Source organism: Amycolatopsis sp. H20-H5 (genome assembly GCF_035828755.1).
Lineage (GTDB): Bacteria > Actinomycetota > Actinomycetes > Mycobacteriales > Pseudonocardiaceae > Amycolatopsis.
The window spans coordinates 12,821-31,938 of sequence record NZ_JAYMZS010000011.1; the positions used below are offsets into that span (position 1 = coordinate 12,821).

General features: G+C 70.7%; 20 protein-coding genes. 1 reads left to right on the forward strand and 19 read right to left on the reverse strand.

Going from position 1 to position 19,118, the window contains the following annotated elements; translation table 11 throughout:
• Positions 1 to 89: 89 nt before the first annotated feature.
• The 7 genes from ccsB to hemL all read right to left on the reverse strand — a co-directional run bounded on the left by ccsB (position 90) and on the right by hemL (position 7,009).
• Positions 90 to 1,061: a c-type cytochrome biogenesis protein CcsB gene (gene ccsB / locus QMK34_RS08475; RefSeq protein WP_326413141.1), complete on the reverse strand. Its 972-nt coding sequence runs from the start codon at positions 1,059 to 1,061 to the stop codon at positions 90 to 92.
• 2 nt (positions 1,062 to 1,063) lie between these two features.
• Positions 1,064 to 2,677, reverse strand: a complete 1,614-nt coding sequence (resB, locus tag QMK34_RS08480; RefSeq protein ID WP_326413142.1) for a cytochrome c biogenesis protein ResB — start codon at positions 2,675 to 2,677, stop codon at positions 1,064 to 1,066.
• Complete coding sequence (locus QMK34_RS08485; RefSeq protein WP_326413143.1) at positions 2,674 to 3,447, reverse strand: cytochrome c biogenesis CcdA family protein; 774 nt, start codon at positions 3,445 to 3,447, stop codon at positions 2,674 to 2,676. Before QMK34_RS08485 ends, resB begins: the two co-directional genes overlap by 4 nt.
• Positions 3,448 to 3,690: 243 nt before the next feature.
• The gene (locus tag QMK34_RS08490; RefSeq protein WP_326413144.1) at positions 3,691 to 4,353 is read right to left on the reverse strand and encodes a GOLPH3/VPS74 family protein; all 663 of its coding nucleotides are present in this window, start codon (positions 4,351 to 4,353) and stop codon (positions 3,691 to 3,693) included.
• Positions 4,354 to 4,503: 150 nt separating this feature from the next.
• On the reverse strand, positions 4,504 to 5,079 hold the full coding sequence (locus tag QMK34_RS08495) for a TlpA disulfide reductase family protein (protein WP_326413145.1): 576 nt from the start codon (positions 5,077 to 5,079) through the stop codon (positions 4,504 to 4,506).
• The gene (locus tag QMK34_RS08500) at positions 5,076 to 5,684 is read right to left on the reverse strand and encodes a histidine phosphatase family protein (protein WP_326413274.1); all 609 of its coding nucleotides are present in this window, start codon (positions 5,682 to 5,684) and stop codon (positions 5,076 to 5,078) included. Before QMK34_RS08500 ends, QMK34_RS08495 begins: the two co-directional genes overlap by 4 nt.
• Positions 5,685 to 5,704: 20 nt before the next feature.
• A complete protein-coding gene (gene hemL / locus QMK34_RS08505) occupies positions 5,705 to 7,009 on the reverse strand; it encodes a glutamate-1-semialdehyde 2,1-aminomutase (protein WP_326413146.1) in 1,305 nt (434 codons plus the stop codon).
• A 192-nt stretch (positions 7,010 to 7,201) separates the two neighbouring features.
• On the opposite strand from hemL, the gene QMK34_RS08510 reads away from it, so the two are divergent.
• Entirely contained in the window at positions 7,202 to 7,678 is a 477-nt protein-coding gene (locus tag QMK34_RS08510) for a TspO/MBR family protein (RefSeq protein WP_326413147.1), read from the forward strand.
• Positions 7,679 to 7,843: 165 nt separating this feature from the next.
• Here the strand turns inward: QMK34_RS08510 and QMK34_RS08515 are convergent, their stop codons facing one another.
• The 12 genes from QMK34_RS08515 to QMK34_RS08570 all read right to left on the reverse strand — a co-directional run bounded on the left by QMK34_RS08515 (position 7,844) and on the right by QMK34_RS08570 (position 18,993).
• Positions 7,844 to 8,428, reverse strand: coding sequence for a hypothetical protein (locus tag QMK34_RS08515; protein WP_326413148.1), 585 nt, complete (start codon positions 8,426 to 8,428; stop codon positions 7,844 to 7,846).
• A gap of 8 nt (positions 8,429 to 8,436) precedes the next feature.
• Entirely contained in the window at positions 8,437 to 9,633 is a 1,197-nt protein-coding gene (locus tag QMK34_RS08520) for an ABC transporter permease (protein ID WP_326413149.1), read from the reverse strand.
• Positions 9,630 to 10,331: an ABC transporter ATP-binding protein gene (locus QMK34_RS08525; protein ID WP_326413150.1), complete on the reverse strand. Its 702-nt coding sequence runs from the start codon at positions 10,329 to 10,331 to the stop codon at positions 9,630 to 9,632. Before QMK34_RS08525 ends, QMK34_RS08520 begins: the two co-directional genes overlap by 4 nt.
• Positions 10,328 to 11,650, reverse strand: a complete 1,323-nt coding sequence (locus tag QMK34_RS08530) for an efflux RND transporter periplasmic adaptor subunit (RefSeq protein WP_326413151.1) — start codon at positions 11,648 to 11,650, stop codon at positions 10,328 to 10,330. The genes QMK34_RS08525 and QMK34_RS08530 overlap by 4 nt, the downstream gene beginning before the upstream one ends.
• 62 nt (positions 11,651 to 11,712) lie before the next feature.
• On the reverse strand, positions 11,713 to 12,051 hold the full coding sequence (locus tag QMK34_RS08535; RefSeq protein ID WP_326413152.1) for a hypothetical protein: 339 nt from the start codon (positions 12,049 to 12,051) through the stop codon (positions 11,713 to 11,715).
• A gap of 13 nt (positions 12,052 to 12,064) precedes the next feature.
• The gene (locus tag QMK34_RS08540) at positions 12,065 to 12,520 is read right to left on the reverse strand and encodes a hypothetical protein (RefSeq protein ID WP_326413153.1); all 456 of its coding nucleotides are present in this window, start codon (positions 12,518 to 12,520) and stop codon (positions 12,065 to 12,067) included.
• Positions 12,517 to 13,044 (reverse strand): hypothetical protein, encoded by a 528-nt coding sequence (locus QMK34_RS08545; protein WP_326413154.1) that lies wholly within the window; start codon positions 13,042 to 13,044, stop codon positions 12,517 to 12,519. The genes QMK34_RS08540 and QMK34_RS08545 overlap by 4 nt, the downstream gene beginning before the upstream one ends.
• A 69-nt stretch (positions 13,045 to 13,113) precedes the next feature.
• Positions 13,114 to 14,085 carry a porphobilinogen synthase gene (gene hemB, locus QMK34_RS08550; protein WP_326413155.1) on the reverse strand — a complete coding sequence of 324 codons (972 nt, stop codon included), beginning with the start codon at positions 14,083 to 14,085 and terminating at the stop codon, positions 13,114 to 13,116.
• A 161-nt stretch (positions 14,086 to 14,246) separates the two neighbouring features.
• Positions 14,247 to 15,779, reverse strand: a complete 1,533-nt coding sequence (locus tag QMK34_RS08555) for a bifunctional uroporphyrinogen-III C-methyltransferase/uroporphyrinogen-III synthase (protein ID WP_326413156.1) — start codon at positions 15,777 to 15,779, stop codon at positions 14,247 to 14,249.
• Between the two features lie 72 nt (positions 15,780 to 15,851).
• Positions 15,852 to 16,799: a hydroxymethylbilane synthase gene (gene hemC / locus QMK34_RS08560; protein ID WP_326413157.1), complete on the reverse strand. Its 948-nt coding sequence runs from the start codon at positions 16,797 to 16,799 to the stop codon at positions 15,852 to 15,854.
• Between the two features lie 14 nt (positions 16,800 to 16,813).
• On the reverse strand, positions 16,814 to 18,139 hold the full coding sequence (locus QMK34_RS08565; RefSeq protein WP_326413158.1) for a glutamyl-tRNA reductase: 1,326 nt from the start codon (positions 18,137 to 18,139) through the stop codon (positions 16,814 to 16,816).
• A complete protein-coding gene (locus tag QMK34_RS08570) occupies positions 18,139 to 18,993 on the reverse strand; it encodes a redox-sensing transcriptional repressor Rex (protein ID WP_326413159.1) in 855 nt (284 codons plus the stop codon). The genes QMK34_RS08565 and QMK34_RS08570 overlap by 1 nt, the downstream gene beginning before the upstream one ends.
• Between the last annotated feature and the right edge of the window lie 125 nt (positions 18,994 to 19,118).

Genomic DNA, 19,118 nt, shown 5'->3' on the forward strand with positions numbered 1-19,118 from the left:
GAACGTCGCCGAGCACACCTACTACACCCATTGTTGACGGTAGTCGGCGGTTCCGCAGGGCTGTCGATGACCCCCTGGCGCTGCTCCGATCAGCCGACACCGGCGTAGGAGTGCAGACCGGCCGTGACCAGGTTGACGAAAAAGAGGTTGAACACGGTGCACGAGAAGCCGAGGACGTTGATGACCGCGGCGCGCGTGCCACGCCAGCCCGCCGTCGCCCGTGAGTGCAGGTACGCGGCGTAGACGACCCAGGCGATGAACGCGACCGTCTCCTTGGGGTCCCAGCCCCAGAACCGGCCCCACGCCGCCTCGGCCCACACCGCGCCGCAGAGCACGCCGAAGGTGAAGATCGGGAAGGCGATGATGGTCGTCCGGTAGGCGATCCGGTCCAGGACGTCGGCCGTGGGCAGCTTCGGCGCGAACTTCGGGAACTTCGCCGGGTTGCGGTCGTGCGCCGCGCGGAACAGGTAAAGCACGCTCGCGACCCCGGGCACCAGGAACACGCCGGAACCGATGATGGCCGCCGAAACGTGGATGACCAGCCAGTACGACTGCAGCGCGGGCTGCACCGGCGCGGCGATCGTGTAGAGCATGGTGCCGTTGATGAACATCAGGATCACCACGGGCAGCAGCAGGAAGCCGGTGAGGTGGCGGACCGGGAACTTCCGCATCACGATGACCCAGGTCGTCACGGTGACGAACGTGGCGGCCATGCCGTACTCGTACATGTTGCCCCACGGCGCGCGGCCGGTGGCGAACCCGCGCAGCACGATCGCGGACAGGTGCAGCAGCAGGGCCAGGATCAGCAGCGACGCGCCCATCTTGCCGATGCGCTCGGCGCGGCCGGTGCCCGGCGGGACGGCCGGGACCTCCTCGGTGACCGACAGCCCGCCCGCGCCGACGAGCTCGCGGGCGCGCTGCTTGCTGCGTTCGGCGGCCTGGCGGCCCTTCGCGCCGAAGCCCTGCTCGATGAGCGTGAACAGCAGCGCGAGGGCGTAGATCGCCGCCGCAGTGGTGTAGGACCAGTCGCTGTACTGCGACAACGTCTCGTTGACCGGCATGCCTAGTCGCCCTTCTTACCGGAGACCAGCTGCTCGCTGATCCGGTGGAATTCTTCGCCGTATCCCGCCTGGTCGGTGCGCGCCAGCCCGGCGACCTCGACCACGGTACCGCCCGTTCCTTCTGCTCCCGAGGTCACCCGGAGCCACACCCGCCGCCGCTTGACCAGCAGCGATCCGCCGAGGCCGAGCAGCATCGCGATGGCGAAGCCGAGCACGTAGACCTGGGTCGGATCGTGCGAGACCTGCAGCGCCACCCACTGCTGGACGCCGTCGAACCGGATCTGGGTGCCGTCGTCGAGCGTGATGTGCTGGCCGATGTCCAGGTTCTGCCTGGCGACCTTCTTCAGCCTGCCGTCCTCGACCAGCGACTGGTCGATCTCGAAGATCGACTGGGGCTTGCCGCTGTCCAGGCCGAGGTCGCCGCGCAGCACGTCCACCGCGACCGCGGGCTTGTTCAGCGCCGGGTTCGACGAGGTGAGCACGTTGCCGTGGCCCAGGAACGCCGTCGGCGCGAACAGCCCGGTGATGGCGAGCTGGCGGGTGCGGCGCTGGAGCGGGTCGGTGATGCCGGGCTGGTCGATCTTCGTCGCGCCCTCGGACAGGTACGTCATCGTGTCGACCGGGCGCCACTGGGTGGCCACGGAGCGGACCTGGCCGTCCGGGAAGGTCACCGTGAACTTCGGGGTGAACCCGTGGTTGAGCAGGTAGACACGGTCGCCGACGGTGCGCAGCGGCGAGTTGACCTCGAGGTCGTACGGGCGCCAGGTGCCGGTTTTGAGGTCGTCGCCGGACTGGTACTGGATCGACGAGTGGTAGTAGTCGGCCTGGCCGGACGCGGTGTAGCGCGCGGTGAAGTCGTCGACCTTGAGGCAGAACGGGTCGAGCGAGGTCCCGTCCACCCGCAGGCCCGCGTTGAACGAGTCGTAGGCGTAGATGCCGGAGTTGCAGAACTGCTGCTTGCCGTCGGCCTGCACGATCACCTGGCCGTCGTAGCCGACCAGCTTGCCGAGCGCGAAGAAGACGATCAGCCCGAGCATGGAGAAGTGGAAGACGAGGTTCCCGGTCTCGCGCAGGAATCCGCGCTCGGCCGAGAGGGTGCGGGCGCCGTCGGCCTCTTCACGCTCGACGCGGCGCCAGCCGGAAAGCCTGGTGTGCGCGAACTTCAGGACGTCGTCAGCGGACCGGTCGACGAGCGCGCGGTGGTGGTGCGGCATGCGGGCGAGGTTGCGCGGGGTGATGACCGGCTTCGCGCGCATGGCCTTGAAGTAGTCGATGCTGCGCGGCACGAGGCAGCCGACGAGCGACACCATCAGCAGCAGGTAGATCGCCGAGAACCAGACGCTGGAGTAGACGTCGAAGAACTGCAGCCGGTCCAGCAGGCTGCCCCACCAGCCGTGCGCGGTGATGTACGCGTCGGTCTTCGGCGGGTTGAGCTTGCGCTGCGGCAGCAGCGCGCCCGGCAGCGCGGCGAGCGCGAGCAGGAACAGCAGGACGAGCGCGGTGCGCATCGACGTCAGGCCGCGCCAGGTGTTGCGCACGAAGGCGAGGAACTGCTTGAGCGGCGAAGCGCGGTAAGGCTTCTTCGGCTCTGCGGGCGGGGCTTGAGTCGTGGTCACAAGGGCAACCTGAGATCGTTCGCGACGGAATTGCGGAGCCAGCCCATGGCGTCGCCCCAAAGGCCGGTCACCAGCAGCAGGCCGACGACCAGCAGCAGCGCGCCGCCGAAGATCTGCACGCGGCGGCCGTTGCGGCGCAGCCAGTCGGTGGCGCGCACGGCCCAGCGGGCGCCGAGCGCGATGAGCAGGAACGGCACGCCGAGGCCGAGGCAGTAGACGAGGATGAGCACGTAACCCCGCACGGCCGCGCCGCCGGTCGCGCTGGCCATGCTGGTCACGCCGGACAGCGTCGGGCCGATGCACGGGGTCCAGCCGAGGCCGAAGATCGCGCCCAGCACCGGAGCGCCCCAGATCCCGCCGCGCGGCACGTGGTGCGAACGGACCTCTCGCTGCATCCCCGGCAGCCAGCCGAGGAACACCAGCGCCATGGCGATGGTCAGCACCCCGCCGACCCGTTCGAGCCAGACCTGGTTGAGCACCAGCGCGTCGGCGATCCAGACGAGCGTGCCCAGCCCGGCGACGAAGACGACGGTGAACCCGAGCACGAAAAGTCCCGCCGCGCCGAGAACGGCGAACCGGCCCTTCTTGCGCTCCTCGTCCGCGCTCACCGCGGGCGCGTCCGCGCCGACGAGCGCGGCGAGGTACGCGAGGTAACCGGGCACGAGCGGGACCACGCAGGGCGACGCGAAGGAGATCACCCCGGCGAGCAGCGCGACGGCCGCGGCGAGCAGCAGCGGCCCTGAGGTCGCCAGCTCGGTTACGCCCGACACCGACGCGGCCGCGTGTCGGTGAGCAAAGCAGTGTTCACCCTGATGAGGGTAGGCAGTGAGCTTCCTGTTAGCCCGGCGGGGCCGACCCAACGGGACCTACGTCCCACCCGATCAGGACGTACGTCACCTCCCGGCACAACTCGCCGCCCACCCGCACACGCGTGGCGGCAATCTGCGCGCGGACACACGTGCGGGGATTGCGGACACGGTGAAGTGGTGGCCCGCCAGGGCGGGGAAGGAGGGTCAGCTGCCTGCGGTGGTGGCCACGAACACCGCGGCCACCCCGGCCGAGATGCTCGCGATCGCCCGGCGGACCGCGTCGGACGCCCACTCGCCCGCCGCGATCTCGTCGCACCGGGCACGGACGGCGCGCAGGTCCGTCCCCGGCGGGAACTCCAGCACCTTCATCACCGCGTCGGCGGCCGAGAGGACGCCGACCAGCACGGCGGTCCGGTCGTCCGGCTCGGCGCCGTCGATCAGGACGTCGCCGAGCGAGCGCAGGACGTCCTGCTCGTGCCGGTCGTCCTCGACGGGCCAGCGAGTGGCCGGGAAGACGCCCAGTACCCGGCGCTGCTCACGGCGAAGGACGCCGCGATCGGCCAGCCCGGCGAGCAGCGGCTCCATCAGCCCGCGCCAGGCGAGCGAATTGACCGCGTCCTGCGGTATCGGCTGGTCGAGGGTGGCGAGCCTGGTGACCGCGTCGTCCAGGACCGGCGAGCCGGTCGGCCCCTTGTTGACGACCACCAGCCGCCCGGTGCCTTCGCCGAGCAGTTCGACACGGCCGCGCAGCGCGAGCTCGGCCAGCACGGCGCCGGCGAGCATGACATCCAGATTGCCGAGGCGGCCGTCGCGCTTTCCGGAGGTGTCGTCGAACACCAGCAGGACAAGTTCCTCCGCGACAAGCATGTCCTCAATCCTAGAACGCGCCGCCACGACCGTTTCACGCGTCCCTGAAGGCCACCATGACAGCGTTAGACGCCGTGAAGGCTCCCATCAGGGCACACGGCAAACCTGGGGTAGCGCCTTCTTAGTGGTCACGTCGGGAGGCCACCGGGACTACTCGGCGGCGAGGCGCTGCACGACCGGCATCAGGTCCGACGCCAGCAGCTCGCGCAGGAACACGGCCGCCACGCGGTGCTGCTTGTCCAGCACGATCGTCGACGGGATGATGTTGCGCGGGTAGCCGGACAGCTGCAGCAGCGTCCGCCCGGCGGGGTCGTAGATCGACGGGTAGGTCAGGCCGCGGTCACGCACGAAGTCCCGCGGCGCGTCCTTGTCGGGATCGCGGACGTCCAGGCCGAGCACCTGCACCCCGGCCGGTTTGGTCTGCTGGTAGACCTTCTCGATCTCCGGCGACTCCACCCGGCACGGGGCACACCACTGGCCCCACAGGTTGAGCACCATGACCTTGCCGGGGAAGTCGGCGGTGGAGATCCGCTTGCCCTCGTTCATCAGGTCGTCCCCTGCCAGTTCCGGCGCGACCTGACGCTGCGGCGCGTCGTAGGTGATGTCGACCTTGCCGCCCGGCGAGACGAAGCTGAAGCTGCTCCCGGTCAGCACCGCGTCCTTGCCCCCGGTGCAGCCACCGACCAGCAGCGCGGCGGCCAGCGCGATGCCCAGCGCGCGCTTCACGCGCCCGTCACCTTGGGATCCGTGGTGCCCGCGGGCTCGCTGTAGACGATCTGGATGAGCTCTTCGCCCTCGAAGACCAGGCTCGTCAGTGAAGCGAGCGAGCACTGCCGCTGACGCGGGTCGTGCCACAGCCGCTTGGCCTCGAGGAAGCGGCGCAACGTCCAGATCGGCAGCTGGTGCGACACGCACAGCGCCTCGTGCCCGTTGGCGGCTTCCCGAGCCCGGTACACCGCGCCGAGCATGCGGTGCGCGATCTCGACGTACGGCTCGCCCCAGGACGGCGTGAACGGGTCGCGCAGCTTCGGCCAGTGCTTCGGCTGCCGCAGCGCGCCGTCGCCGACGGCCACCCGCTTGCCCTCGAACTGGTTCCCGGCCTCGATCAGCCGGTCGTCGGTCGCGACGTCGAGCCGGTGCGCGGCGGCGATCGGCGCGGCCGTCTCCTGCGCGCGCTGCAGCGGCGACGCCACGACGTGCACGATGTCGTGCCCTGCCACGGATTCCGCCACCGTGAGCGCCTGCCGCTGGCCACGCTCGGAAAGCCGGTAACCAGGCAAACGGCCGTAAAGGACACCTTCGGGGTTGTGCACTTCGCCGTGACGCAGCATGTGCACGATCGTCGTCTCGCTCACGGCTTGACCGCCTTCGCGGCCGCGCGCGCGGCAACCGGCAGCGCGGCCTCGATGACCCCGAAGGCCGCGTCGTCCATGGCCGCGTTGACGAACCAGGCCTCGTACGCGCTCGGCGGCGCGTACACCCCGGCGTCGAGCAGGGCATGGAAGAACGGCGGGAAGCGCCAGGTCTCCGCGGCCTGCGCGCCCGGGTAGTCGTGTACCGGCTTCTCGCTGAAGAAGACGCTGACGAGGTTGCCCGCGTACTGCACGTTGTGGACGACTCCGGCCGCTGTGAGCGCTTCGCCGAACAGGTCGCCGAGGCGCTTCGAGTTCGCGTCAAGGGCCGCGTACACGGCGTCGTCCGCCGCGCGCAACGTCGCGAGGCCGGTGGCCACCGCGACGGGGTTCCCGGACAGCGTGCCCGCCTGGTAGACCGGGCCGCCGGGGGCCAGCTTGGCCATCACGTCGGCGCGGCCGCCGAACGCCGCGGCGGGCAGCCCGCCGGACATCACCTTGCCGAAGGTGTACAGGTCGCCCGCGACGCCTTCGAGGCCGAACCAGCCCGCGCGCGAGACGCGGAAACCGGTCATCACCTCGTCCATGATCAGCAGTGCGCCGTGCTCGTCCGCGATCTCCTTGAGCCCGGCGTTGAAGCCCTCGTGCGGCGCGACGGCGCCCATGTTGCCCGCGGCGGCCTCGGTGATGATCGCCGCGATCACGTCCGGGTTGTCCACAAAGGACTTCCGGACGGCGTCGAGGTCGTTGTAGGGCAGCACGAGTGTGTCAGCCGCCTGTGCGCCGGTGACACCCGGTGACGTCGGGAGACCCAGCGTGGCGACGCCGGACCCGGCTTCGGCGAGCAGCGCGTCGACGTGACCGTGGTAACACCCGGCGAACTTGATGATCTTCGGGCGGCCGGTGAAGCCCCTGGCCAGGCGGATCGCGCTCATCGTCGCCTCGGTGCCGGAGTTGACCAGCCGCACCTGCTCGACGGGCGCGACGCGCGAGATGATCTCCTCGGCCAGCTCGACCTCGCCCAGCGTCGGCGTCCCGAACGACAGCCCGTGCACGGCCGCCTCCCGCGCCGCGCGGACGACGTCGGGATGCGCGTGGCCCAGGATCATCGGGCCCCAGGAGGACACGAGGTCGACGTAGCGGTTGCCGTCGGCGTCCCACAGGTGCGGGCCCTCGCCTCGGACCATGAACCGCGGGGTCCCGCCGACGGAGTTGAACGCGCGGACCGGCGAGTTCACCCCACCCGGGATGACCGTCTTCGCGCGGGTGAACCATGCCTTGGACTGCTCGACTCCGGTGCTCACCCACCCAGTCTCGCAAACTCCGCGGCGGCTTCGTGGCCAGGTCCCTGAAGGCCACCATGACGGCGTTATACGCCGTCATGGTGGCCTTCAGGGGCAATCACGAGGTGCGGGGTGCCCGATTTCGGGCGGCGCGGGAGGTTCGGAGGCACTAGGCTTCCTGGACTCCAGTCGAGCAGTCGCGGAGGCTCATCAGTGCCGCAGACCCACCATCGCTCCCACCAGTGGTCAGCACTCGCCGGCTACGTCGTGGTGGTCGCTGTCGTAGCCGTCGTCGGGGAGTTGGCCGCGTCTTCGGCGAAGGAGATCTACGCCCGGCTCGTACAGCCGTCGTGGGCGCCGCCCGCGAGCCTGTTTGGTCCTGTGTGGACGGTCATCTACCTGACGATCGCGGTCTCGGGCTGGCTGTACTGGCGCACCGACGGCGAGACGCGCGACCACGGCTTCTACGGCGTCGGCCTGCTGCTCAACCTGCTGTGGACACCGCTGTTCTTCGCGGGCGGCTCGTACTGGCTGGCGCTGGTCGACATCGCGCTGCTGGACATCATCGTGTTCGTCACCATCGTGCTGTTCGCGCGGCGCACGAAGCCCGCCGCGCTCCTGCTGCTCCCCTACCTCGCGTGGATCCTGTACGCCACCAGCCTGAACGCGGCGATCATCGTCCTGAACTAGGCCGTGTCTGGCAAATCAAGTTCGCGGTCTTCGCGCCCAGGCGGCCCATCGAACAGATTTACCAGACACGGCCTAGCCGGCGGGCGTGGGACACGCCCTGGCCGGGGGTCGACCGGCCGTGTCCCACGTCCTGTGCCGCGGGCCCGGGAGAGCGGGCCCGCGGGTCTATCCCCCGGCGCGGGCGGCCTGCTGGGTGATGGCCTGCGCGGTGACGCCGCCGTCGGCGCCGGGCTGGCCCTGGACGGTGATGTTCGCGCCCGGCTTGAGGTCGGCCAGCTTGCCCGGCTGGACAAGGCCGACGGTCGTCGAGTCCGTTGTGGACACCGCGACTTCCGCGCCCTGCGCCGTCTTCAGGTACACCGTGGTGCCGTCCACCCGGTCGACCGTGCCGGTCGTGCCGCCGCGCTGGGCGCCCGCCCGGCCGCCCGCGCCGGTGCCCGTGCCGCCGGTCCCGGTGCCCGTGCCGGTGCTGGTGCCCGTTCCGGTGCCGCCCGTGCGCGCGGGCCCGGCGGCGGGGGCCGACGAGCTGCCGAAGGCGGAGTGCGTCCAGGCGCCGCCGGCGAACACCGCGGCCAGCACCACGACCGCGGCCAGCACGACGGTGAGCTTGCCGAACGGCTTCGCGACCCGCCTCATCTCCTCGTCCAGATCGCCGTCGACGACGGGTCTGGCCACGATCTGCTCGGCCGTCAGCTCCTGGGCCGGCGGATCGGCGGGCGGGTCAGTGTGCGGGATCGGGACTTCGGACATCGGAACTCCTACTCGTGCCTGAGGGCGTCGATGGGCCGCAGCGCGGCCGCGCGATTCGCCGGGTAACTGCCGAAGAACAGGCCGATCAGCGCGGAAACGGCGAAGGCGAGCACGATCGACGAAGGCACGATCACCGGCGTGATCCCGGCGAAGGTGAACTCGCTGCCGACCACCCCGATCGCGACGCCGAGCAGCCCGCCGAACAGGCTCAGCATGGTGGCCTCGGCGAGGAACTGCCCGAGGATCGCCGAACGCGGCGCGCCGATCGCCTTGCGGATGCCGATCTCCCGGATCCGCTCGGTGACCGTGACCAGCATGATGTTCGTGACGCCGATCCCGCCGACCAGCAACGAGATCGCCGCGACCGCGCCCAGCAGCACGGTGAACGTGTCGGTGGCCGAGGTGCGGGTCGCGAGCAGCTGCTCGGAGTTCTGGATCTGGTAGTCCGCCGTGCCGCCGAGCCGGATGCCGTGGCGGGCGTTGAGGATCGCGGTGACCTCGGCCTGCGCCAGGGAAACCGAGTCCGCGGTGGTCGCCTGCACGGCGATCTGGTTGAGGCTGCCGTAGCCGGTCAGCGAGTTCTGCACCGAGCTGAGCGGCGCGATCGCGACGTCGTCGGCGTTCTGCAGCCCGGTCGTGCCCTTGGCCTGCAGCACCCCGACCACGGTGAACTGGATGCTGTTGAGCAGCACGTTCTTGCCCACCGGCTCGGTGGTGCCGAAGATCGACTGGGCGGTCGTCGAGCCGAGCACGACGACCTTGCGCGCCGCCGTCACGTCCTCGGTGCTGAACAGCGAACCGTCCGATACCTCGCGGTTCGTGGTGGTGAAATACGCGGGTTCCGTGCCGGTGACCGACGAGATGTCGTACGTCGTCTGCCCGTAGGTCGCCGTCGCCGACGAGGTCACCACCGGCGACGCCGCCTTGACGTCCGGCGCGCCGACCGGGTCGACGAGCGCGTGCGCGTCCTGCGCGGTCAGCGGCCGCGCGGCCGAACTCTGGCCGCGTTGCGGGGACACGTTGAGCACGTTGGTCCCGAGGCCCTGGATGCTCGCCGCGATCGACGCCGACGCGCCGTTGCCGACCGCCACCAGCAGGATCACCGCGGCGACGCCGATGGTGATGCCGAGCGTGGTCAGCGCGGACCGCAGCTTGTTCGCGGTCAGCCCGCGCACCGCGAACCGCATGATCTCGAAGAAGTTCACGCGACCCCCACGTGCCGGCGCCGGTCGTCGGCGACGATCACGCCGTCGTCGACCCGGATCACCCGGTGCGCGTGCGCGGCGACCTCGTCCTCGTGCGTGATCACCACGACGGTCCGGCCGAGCGCGTTGAGCCGGTCGAACACGCCGAGCACCTCGGCGGTGCTGGCCCGGTCGAGGTTGCCGGTCGGCTCGTCGGCGAGCAGCATCGCGGGCCCGGTGACCAGCGCGCGAGCCACCGCGACGCGTTGCTGCTGCCCGCCGGAGAGCTCGTTCGGCAGGTGCTTGGCGCGGTCGGTCAGCCCGACCATCTCCAGCGCGGCCAGCGCCCTCGCCCGCCGCGGCCCGCGTCGAAGTCCACTGTAGACAAGCGGTAGCTCCACATTGGACAACGCACTGGTACGCGGGACGAGATTGAACGACTGGAAGATGAAGCCGATCTTCCTGTTGCGCAGCAAGGACAACTGCCGCTCGTTGAGGTCGGCGACGGAGAACCCGTCGAGCAGGTACTCCCCCGAGGTCGGGACGTCGAGGCAGCCGAGCATGTTCAGCAGCGTGGACTTGCCCGAGCCCGAAGCGCCCATGATGGCGACGTACTCGCCCGGCAGCACGGTGAGCTCGACCCCGCGCAGCGCGTGCACGGCGGTGTCCCCTGCCCCGTAAGTCTTCCGCAGCGCGGAGACCGCGATCACCGGCTTCATCCGCGAGCCCCGGTGAACCCGCCGGTGCCGCCCGTCCCACCCGTGCCACCGGGACGCTGCCCGCCGGTGCCCCCGGTGCCGCCCGTGCCGGGGAAGCCGCCGGTGCCGCCCCGCTGGGTGCCCGTGGTCGCGCCGGGCGAGGCCGCGGTGAGCACGACGCTCTCACCCTCGGTCAGCCCCGAAGTGATCTGGACGGTCGACTCGCCGCGCACGCCGACCTGGACCTGCTTGGGCACGTTCTGGCCGTTCTCCGACACCACGACGACGTTGGTGGTCCCGGTCGTGGTCACCGCGGCGGCGGGCACGCTCAGCGCGTTCGTGGCCTCGGCGACGGTGATCACCACGCTCGCCGACTGGCCGGGCCGCAGGCCCTCGGGTGGGCTGGTGAGCGTCAGTTCCGTCCCGTAGGACACGACGCTGCCGCTGGTCGTCGGCGTCAGGTTGACCTTGGAAACGGCCGCCTGCACCGGGGTTCCCGGCAGCGCGTTGATGGTCACGGTGGCTTTCTGGCCCGGCTTCACCTTGCTCACGTCGATCTCGGCGACGGAGGTGTTCACGACCAGTCCGGTCATGTTGGTGATCACGATGAACCCGGTGCTCGATGACGATGACGATGACGAAGACGAAGACGAGGACGCCGCCGCGCCCGAAGACGCCTGCCCGCCCTGCGCGCTGCCGGAGCTGCCCTGCGAGCCGCTCGACGAGCCACTGCTGCTCGCCTGCTGCCCGACGGCGCCGTTGATCGCGGTGACCGTGCCCGCGCCGGGCGCGGTCAGCACGGTCGCGGCCACTGAGTCCTGCGCGTTGTCGACGTCGAGCTGCGCCTGGTCGACCTTGGCCTGCAACGAAGTGATGCTCGAAGTGCTGCTCTGCTGGGTGCCGCCCTGCTGGGTACTGCCCTGCTGGGTGCCGCCCTGCCCGTTCGCGGACGGTACCGGCGTCGCGGTCGCGTTCTCGCCGTCGGTCAGGTTCTCGTTGGCGACCGCCAGGTTCGCCTTGGCCACCTGGAGCTGCTTCGACGCCGTCGTGCTTTCGAGCGTCGCGAGCTTCTGCCCGGCGCTGACGACGTCCCCGACGTTGACGTCGATCGTCTTGACCTTGCCGGACGTCGCGAAGTTCGCGGAGCCGGTGTAGCTGCTGGCGATGGTCCCGGCGGCCGAGATCGTCTCGGTCACCGTGGCCCGGCGCACGGGTGAGCTCCTCGCCTGCGCCTGCGCGGTGTTCGCCGCCGGCGTGAACGCCTGGTAGATCCCGAACCCCGCGCCACCGAGCAGCACGATCAGCACACCATTGACTACCCACGTACGACGCCGCGTCATGGCGCAACAGTGCGACCGCGGCTTAGCAGCCAGCTAGGGGTTAGCTGTGGGCCAGCTGTGTATCAGGCCTTCGGTTCGCGATGCCGTGCGCGCACAGCGAGCAGCAGCTGACGGACCGCGTCCACCAGCAGGATCGCCGCCACCACGCCGAGCCCCAGCGCCGCCGCGATGAGGTTGCCGAAGTAGCGGTGCGACACCAGCTGGGTGCCGTCGGACAGGTTCGCCACCACCGAGACGACCCCGGCATCCCAGCACCGGAACGCGAACCAGAGCGCGAGCGCGGCGACCAGGATCTCGGCGAGCGCCACCAGGGCCCGCCACGGCTTGTGCAGCCGGGGCGGCGTCACGGGCTCCGCGGGCGGCCAGAGGTCCGCACCGGTGGGCTGGGGAAGGTCGATCACGATGAGCAGCCTCTCATGACTCTCCGGCGCGGGCCTGCACCAGGCGGGTCAACGCGGCCTGCAGTTCTTCGACATCGAGGGCCCAGGCGAGCACCACCGTGCCGTCGTCGAGCCGGATCGGGAGTTCGTCGTACTTCCGCGGCACCGACCAGCCGCCGCCGAGCACCCTGGCGCCGACGGGCGAACCGAGGTCGGCGACCTCCGCGATCCGTGCCGCCTCGAGCACCTCGCGGCCTTGGCGGAAACCTTCGGTGGTGACCTCGAGCGAGAGGAACCGGCGCCGCGCGTACACCCACGGCAGGGTGACCACCACGAGCCCGGCCGCGACGAAGACCCACGCGAGGACGTGCACCGGCCCGGTGGTCAGCTCGGCGACGGCGCCGAGCACCGCGAAGAGCGGACCCCACACCAGCGCCACCCAGCTCACGCCGGGCTCGCGGTAGAGGCTGACCGCCGGGGTGGCCGTCACGACAGCTTGCGTCCGACCTTGGGGAAGTAGTCCGTGGACGCCGGCAGGTACAGCAGGAGCAGGGCGATGACCAGCAGCAACGCGCTGAGGACGGTGATCGGGCTCCGGAAGACCACGGCCTGGAACAGCACCGCCAGGATGGCCAGTACGGTGAGCACCGACCGCGCCGAACGGGTGCCTTCGCGGGCCTTGTAGGCGAACAGCGCGAGCAGCACGGCGAACACCACGGCGCCGCCGAACAGCGTCCACAGCAACGTCGTGGTGCCCGACGCGATCTTCGCGGGGCTGAGGTTCGGGTCGTTGGTCTGCTTCACGAGGGCGTCGATGAGCTGCTGCTTGATGATCAGCGAGTAGACCTGACCGGCGATCAGCACCACCCCGGAGGCGATCCAGAACCAGAACGAGACCGCCACGAGCCGCGGCACGTCGTATACCGGCGCCGTCTGGCCCGGCAGCACCGGATCCGGCGCCTGACCCAGCGAGCGGCGTTCGTCGTCGGTCCGATCCGCGGTGTTGTCGGTCACCCGGCGGAGTTTACGTGGTGTCCGGCGGTCCGAGCGCCACGACCACTCGTCGACGAGTCGCGGATGGGGTCAGTCCAGCCAGGGAGCGGCCTCGGCGGCCCAGTAGGTGAGGATCATGTCCGCGCCCGCGCGGCGGATCGAGGTCAGCACCTCGAGGATCGTGCGCTCCCGGTCGAGCCAGCCGTTGGCCGCGGCGGCCTCGACCATCGCGTACTCGCCGGAGATGTTGTATGCCGCCACCGGCACCGGGGACAGGTCCGCTGCCGCCCTGATGACGTCCAAATAGGACAGTGCGGGCTTGACCATGACCATGTCCGCGCCCTCGGCGACGTCCAGCTCGATCTCGCGCAGCGCCTCACGCGCGTTGCCAGGATCCTGCTGGTACGTCTTGCGATCGCCCTTGAGCTGCGAATCCACGGCCTCGCGGAACGGGCCGTAGAACGCGCTGGCGTACTTCGCGGAGTAAGCGAGGATGCCGGTGCCGACGTGCCCGGCCTCGTCGAGCGCGCGGCGGATGACGCCGACCTGGCCGTCCATCATGCCGCTGGGGCCGAGCAGGTGCGCCCCGGCTTCGGTCTGCGCGAGCGCCATCTCGGCGTACACCCGCAGCGTCGCGTCATTGTCGACGCCGCCGTCGGCGTCGAGCACGCCGCAGTGGCCGTGGTCGGTGAACTCGTCGAGGCAGGTGTCGGCCATCAGGACGGTGTCGTCCCCGAGCTCGGCCTTGAGGTCGCGCAGGGCGACGTTGAGAATCCCGTCCGGGTCGACCGCACCGGACCCCACGGCGTCGCGACTGGCAGGAACCCCGAACAGCATCAGCCCGCCGACCCCGGCCTGGACCGCTTCGACGGCGGCCTTGCGCAGCGAATCGCGGCTGTGCTGGACGACGCCGGGCATGCTCGAGATCGGGCGCGGCGACTCGGCGCCCTCCGCGACGAACATGGGGAGGATCAGCTGACGCGGCCGCAGCGTGGTCTCACCGACCAGGCGGCGCATGGCGGGAGTGGTGCGGAGCCTGCGGGGACGATGCTCAGGAAACACCCCTACGACGGTACTCCGGCGGGTGGGGCGGGAGTTTTTCGAGGCGTGCTCAGCCGGGGGCCGAGTGTCATGAAAGGGTCTTTCAGGGCAAAAATTGCCCTGAAAGACCCTTTCATAACACTCAGGAGAGCCAGGGGCGACGGCCCTAGTGCCCAAAGAGACTACGAGCGGCGAGCCCGCTTAGCCTTGCGGGGCGGCGGCAGAGCGCCTTCGGCGCGGAGCCGGGCGGCGTGCTCGGCGAGCGCGTCGACCAGGTGGGGGACGTCGGCCTTCTCGGGCTGGACGTCGACCCGGAGCCCGAATTCCACGGCGGTTTCCGCGGTCTTCGGGCCGATGCACGCGACCAGCGTGCGGGTGTGCGGCTTGCCGGCGATGCCGACGAGGTTCCGCACGGTCGAGGACGAGGTGAAACAGACCGCGTCGAAGCCGCCGGTCTTGATCATCTCGCGGGTGTCGGCGGGCGGCGGGGCGGCCCGGACGGTGCGGTAGGCCGTGACGTCGTCGATCTCCCAGCCACGTTCACGCAGGCCGGCCGACAGGGTCTCGGTGGCGATGTCGGCGCGCGGCAGGAGGACGCGGTCGACCGGGTCGAGCACGTCGTCGTACGGCGGGAACTCCGCCAGCAGGCCTTCGCTGGACTGCTCGCCCTCGGGCACGAGCTCGGGGATGATGCCGAACGAGCGCACCTTCTCCGCGGTGGATTCGCCGACGCAGGCGATCTTCACGCCCGAGAACGCGCGGGCGTCGAGCCCGAACTCCTCGAACTTCTCCCACACCGCGCGCACGGCGTTGGTGGAGGTGAAGACGATCCACTGGTAACGGCCGTCGACGAGGCCCTTGACCGAGCGCTCCATCTGGGCGGGGCTGCGGGGCGGCTCGACCGAGATGGTCGGCACCTCGTGCGAAGTGGCGCCGTGGCCGCGAAGCCGCTCCGCCATCTCGCCCGCCTGCTCCTTGGTGCGCGGCACCAGGACCTTCCAGCCGTACAGCGCGCGCGACTCCCACCACGACAGCTTCGAGCGCTGCCCGACGGCCTGGCCGATCGTCACGATCAGCGGCCCGACGAGCTCGCCCGCCTCGTTGGAGACCGACGCGAGCGTGGCGTCGAGCGTGCGCTGGGTGTTGATGGTGCCGTTGGACGTCACCGCGACCGGCGTCGACGCGGGGAGCCCGTGCTCGACGAGCGCGCCCGCTGCCTCGGCCAGGTGGCTCGAGGTCGCGTGCAGCACGATCGGGCCGGGGGTCTTGGCCAGTGCGGCCCAGTCCACGTCACCGCGGACGTCGACCTCGGTGTGCGTGCCACCGAGCGCGACGCCGGCGTACGCCGGAACAGCCGCGCCGGGCGAGACGCCGGGGACGATGTCGAACACGGCGCTCGTGCGGGACACGGCCTGGACCTCGGCGACCACGGCGGGCTGGGTCAGCGGGTCACCGGAGACGAGCCGGAGCACCAGCCGTCCGGCCTTGGCCTCGTTCACCAGGTCCTTCGCCACCTCGGCGGGCTCGCCGACGGCGGGGCGGACCTCGGCGGTGGCACTGGCGAAGGCCAGCACCCCGGAAGGTACGTCCGGGTCGGTCACCACGACCTCGGCCTTGGCGAGCAGCTCCTGGGCGCGGACTGTCAGCAGTCCGGCGTCACCTGGGCCCGAGCCCACGAAGGCGACACGCCCGGTGGTCTTACGCGCGGGGGTCATCTGTGCGTTTCTCCTCTTATGCGGCCGTTCTCGACTTCCCGGCCGTGCTTACGGCGTCCTTCTCAAACTCTTCTACTGCGCGGTGCGCCCCTGGCCGGAAAGCGCTCCGGCGCCGAGGTCGAGCAGCTCGGCGGCCAATGTCCGGCCCAGCTGCACCGCTTCGTCCTTGTCCGCGAGCGCGATCGCCCGCACCATGTCCACCGAGTCGCCGTCGCTCTCCAGAGCGGCGGTCCCCCGGAGGGAAATCCGTTCGACATATCGCTCGGCGCCGTCTTCCACGACAACGTCCTCGACGATCTCCGCCAGCGCGCCCACCGGCGCACTGCAGCCGGCTTCGAGCGCGGCCAGCATCGACCGTTCGGCCGTCACCGCGGCTCGCGTGCCTTCGTCGTCCACTGTGGACTGGAGCAGGTGCTCGATGTCCACGTCGGCGGCCCGGCACTCCACCGCCAGCGCCCCCTGCGCGGGGGCGGGCAGCATCTGGATCGGGTCGAGGGTCTCGGTGATCTCCCCGGCCCTGCCGATCCTGGCCAGTCCGGCACGGGCGAGCACCACGGCATCGAGCTCGCCGTCGGCCACCTTCCGCATGCGCGTGTCGATATTGCCTCGGATCGGCACGATTTCCAAACCGAGACCCAGCGCGCGCAGCTGAGCGGTGCGCCGCGGGGACCCGGTGCCGACGGTCGAACCCGCCGGAAGCTCACCCAGCGTCAACCCGTCACGGGCGATCAGCGCGTCACGCGGGTCCGCGCGCGGCGGCACGGCGGCCAGCGAGATGCCGGGCTCCGGCGCAGTCGGAAGGTCCTTATAGGAATGGACGATCACGTCGATCTCGTTACGCAGCAACGCTTCGCGCAGCGCCGAGGTGAAAACCCCGACACCGATCGTCGGGATCGGCGCGCTGGAACGGTCCCCTGGTGTGGAGACGATGACGATCTCCACCTCCTGCCCGGTGGCCCGCAGCGCGTCGGCGATGGTCCCGGTCTGCGCGAGGGCCAGCTTGCTCCCGCGCGTCCCCATGCGAATGACTCGTGTCACTTCTTCTTCTCACTCTTGAGCTGATCGAACGCGGCCGTCGGAGCCGTCACGGCCGCAGGAGCCTGCGGGTCGAGACAGAACAGCTCACGCAGCGCGTTGGCGTAGTCGGTGTCGGCCGTCTCGGCGGCCAGTTGCTTCACGCGCACGGTCGGCGCGTGCAGGAGCTTGTCCACCACGCGGCGGACCGTACGGCCGACCTCTTCGCGCACCGCGCCGTCGAGGTCGGGCAGGCGGTTGTCCAGGCGCAGCAGCTCGGCGTCGACGACCTCGGCCGCGCGGCGCCGCAACGCCGTCACGGTCGGGGTGACCTCGGCGCTGCGCTGGCCCGCGAGGTACTCGCGGACCTCGTCGAGCACGATCCCGTTGGCCTTGGCCGTCTGCTTCTCGGTCGTCGGCGTCCCGGCTTCGCGCATACGCCGCTGGACGGTCTCGAGGTCGACGACGGTGACATCGGCGAGCGCCGCGACCGAGGGCTCGACGTCCCGCGGGAGGCCGAGGTCGCAGACCACCAGCGAACGCCCGAGCCGCGGGGGCACGTGGACGGGCAGGAACACCGCGTCCTGCGCGCCGGTGCAGCAGACGACCAGGTCGGCGCGCTCGACGGCGGCGGCCAGCGCGTCCATCGGCACCGAACGCGCGGGCACGCCCTGCTCGGTGACGGACGCGGCGAGCCGGACGGCGTTGGCTTCGGTGCGATTCGTGACGGTGATCTCGCCGATCCCGGCCTTGCGCAGCTGGGACGCGGTGAGCGCGCCCATCGAGCCGGAGCCGACGATCAGCGCGTGCTTCCCGGCGATCTCCCCGGCGGCGGCGAGCGCCTCGGACACGACCGACGCGCCGAGCGCGTCCAGCCCCGTCTCGGTGTGCACGCGCTTGCCGACCCGCAACGTGGTCTGGATGAGCTCGTGCAGGATGCGGCCGACGGTGCCGGCTTCCCGCGCGGTGGCGTAGGACGAGCGGATCTGGCCGAGGATCTGCGTCTCGCCGACGACCATCGAGTCGAGGCCCGAGGTCACCGAGAAGAGGTGCTCGATCGCCGCGCCCGCGTAATGCACGTAGAGGTTGTCGTAGAGGTCCGCCGGCTCCATGCCCGCCTGGCGGGCCAGCACCTCGGAGACGTCGCTGAGGCCGCCGTGGAAGGTCTCGACCACCGCGTAGACCTCAATGCGGTTGCACGTCGAGACGAGCATGGCCTCGCTGACGTGCTCGGCCTGCTGCAGCTCGTGCAGGACCTTCGTCAGGTCGGTCGCGGGCACCGCGACGCGTTCGAGGGTTCCCAGCTCCGCCGTGCGGTGCGAGAGCCCGACCGCCAACACGCTCATCAGCGCACCACCAATCCGTTGACCGGGCCCAGCTCACCGTCACTGCCGGGAGCACCGGTGCCGTGCCCGTTGCCGTTGCTCTCGGCGAGGTCGGCCCGCCGGGCCACGTGGAACGAGAGGATCTGCAATTCAACCGCGAGGTCGACCTTGCGGACCTCGATGTGTGCCGGTACCTGCAGCACCACCGGCGCGAAGTTCAGGATGCACTGGACGCCGCCCGCGACGAGCCGGTCGCACACGGACTGCGCGGCCGTCGGCGGGGTGGCGATGACCCCGATGGAGATCTGGCGCTCGGCGCAGACCTGCGGGATGTCCTCCAGATGCGAGACCGGCAGCCCGCCGACCGGCACCCCGACCAGGTCCGGGTCCAGGTCGAACAGCGCCTCGACGGGGAAGCCCCGGCCGGGGAAGCCGCCGTAGTTGGCGAGCGCGTGCCCCAGGTTCCCGATGCCGACCACGGCCACCTTGTGCTGGCGGGTCAGGCCCAGGATCCGCTCGATCTGGCTGACGAGCACCGCGACCTCGTAGCCGACGCCGCGGGTGCCGTAGGAACCGAGATAGGAGAGGTCCTTGCGCAGCTTCGCCGAGTTGACCCCGGCGGCCTGGGAGAGTTCCTCGCTCGCGATCGAGGTGGCGCCCTGCTCGGCGAGACCGGACAGGACCCGCAGGTAGACGGCCAGCCGGGCGACCGCGGCCTCGGGAATCGACTTGGCCCGGACGACGACCTCAGGCTCCGCGGCGCCCTTCCCGACGGCGGGCATCTCGGCCGTCGGCGCGTTGTCGGCGTCGGGAGACACCCGGGTGCGCCTGGGCGGGGGTTCCGCCCCGGTGCGCCCGCCCCGCTGTGACACCACGCTGGAATCTCCTCATCGAACTCACCGGCAGTCTCCGCCACAGAGCCTCGCACCGGCGGGTGACCGTCGAAACTGGCTCTTGACCCGGCGGACGGAGTCCGGTTCGATACCGGCGCCGCACGGAG

What these genes read in the sequence shown, in the direction of transcription:
- QMK34_RS08515 (WP_326413148.1), bottom strand. Translation starts at nt 8,428, where the DNA reads ATGTCCGAAGTCCCGATCCCGCACACTGACCCGCCCGCCGATCCGCCG.
- QMK34_RS08525 (WP_326413150.1), bottom strand. Translation starts at nt 10,331, where the DNA reads ATGAAGCCGGTGATCGCGGTCTCCGCGCTGCGGAAGACTTACGGGGCA.
- hemC (WP_326413157.1), bottom strand. Translation starts at nt 16,799, where the DNA reads ATGGGGACGCGCGGGAGCAAGCTGGCCCTCGCGCAGACCGGGACCATC.
- ccsB (WP_326413141.1), bottom strand. Translation starts at nt 1,061, where the DNA reads ATGCCGGTCAACGAGACGTTGTCGCAGTACAGCGACTGGTCCTACACC.
- QMK34_RS08530 (WP_326413151.1), bottom strand. Translation starts at nt 11,650, where the DNA reads ATGACGCGGCGTCGTACGTGGGTAGTCAATGGTGTGCTGATCGTGCTG.
- QMK34_RS08565 (WP_326413158.1), bottom strand. Translation starts at nt 18,139, where the DNA reads ATGAGCGTGTTGGCGGTCGGGCTCTCGCACCGCACGGCGGAGCTGGGA.
- QMK34_RS08490 (WP_326413144.1), bottom strand. Translation starts at nt 4,353, where the DNA reads ATGCTTGTCGCGGAGGAACTTGTCCTGCTGGTGTTCGACGACACCTCC.
- QMK34_RS08500 (WP_326413274.1), bottom strand. Translation starts at nt 5,684, where the DNA reads ATGCTGCGTCACGGCGAAGTGCACAACCCCGAAGGTGTCCTTTACGGC.
- QMK34_RS08555 (WP_326413156.1), bottom strand. Translation starts at nt 15,779, where the DNA reads ATGACCCCCGCGCGTAAGACCACCGGGCGTGTCGCCTTCGTGGGCTCG.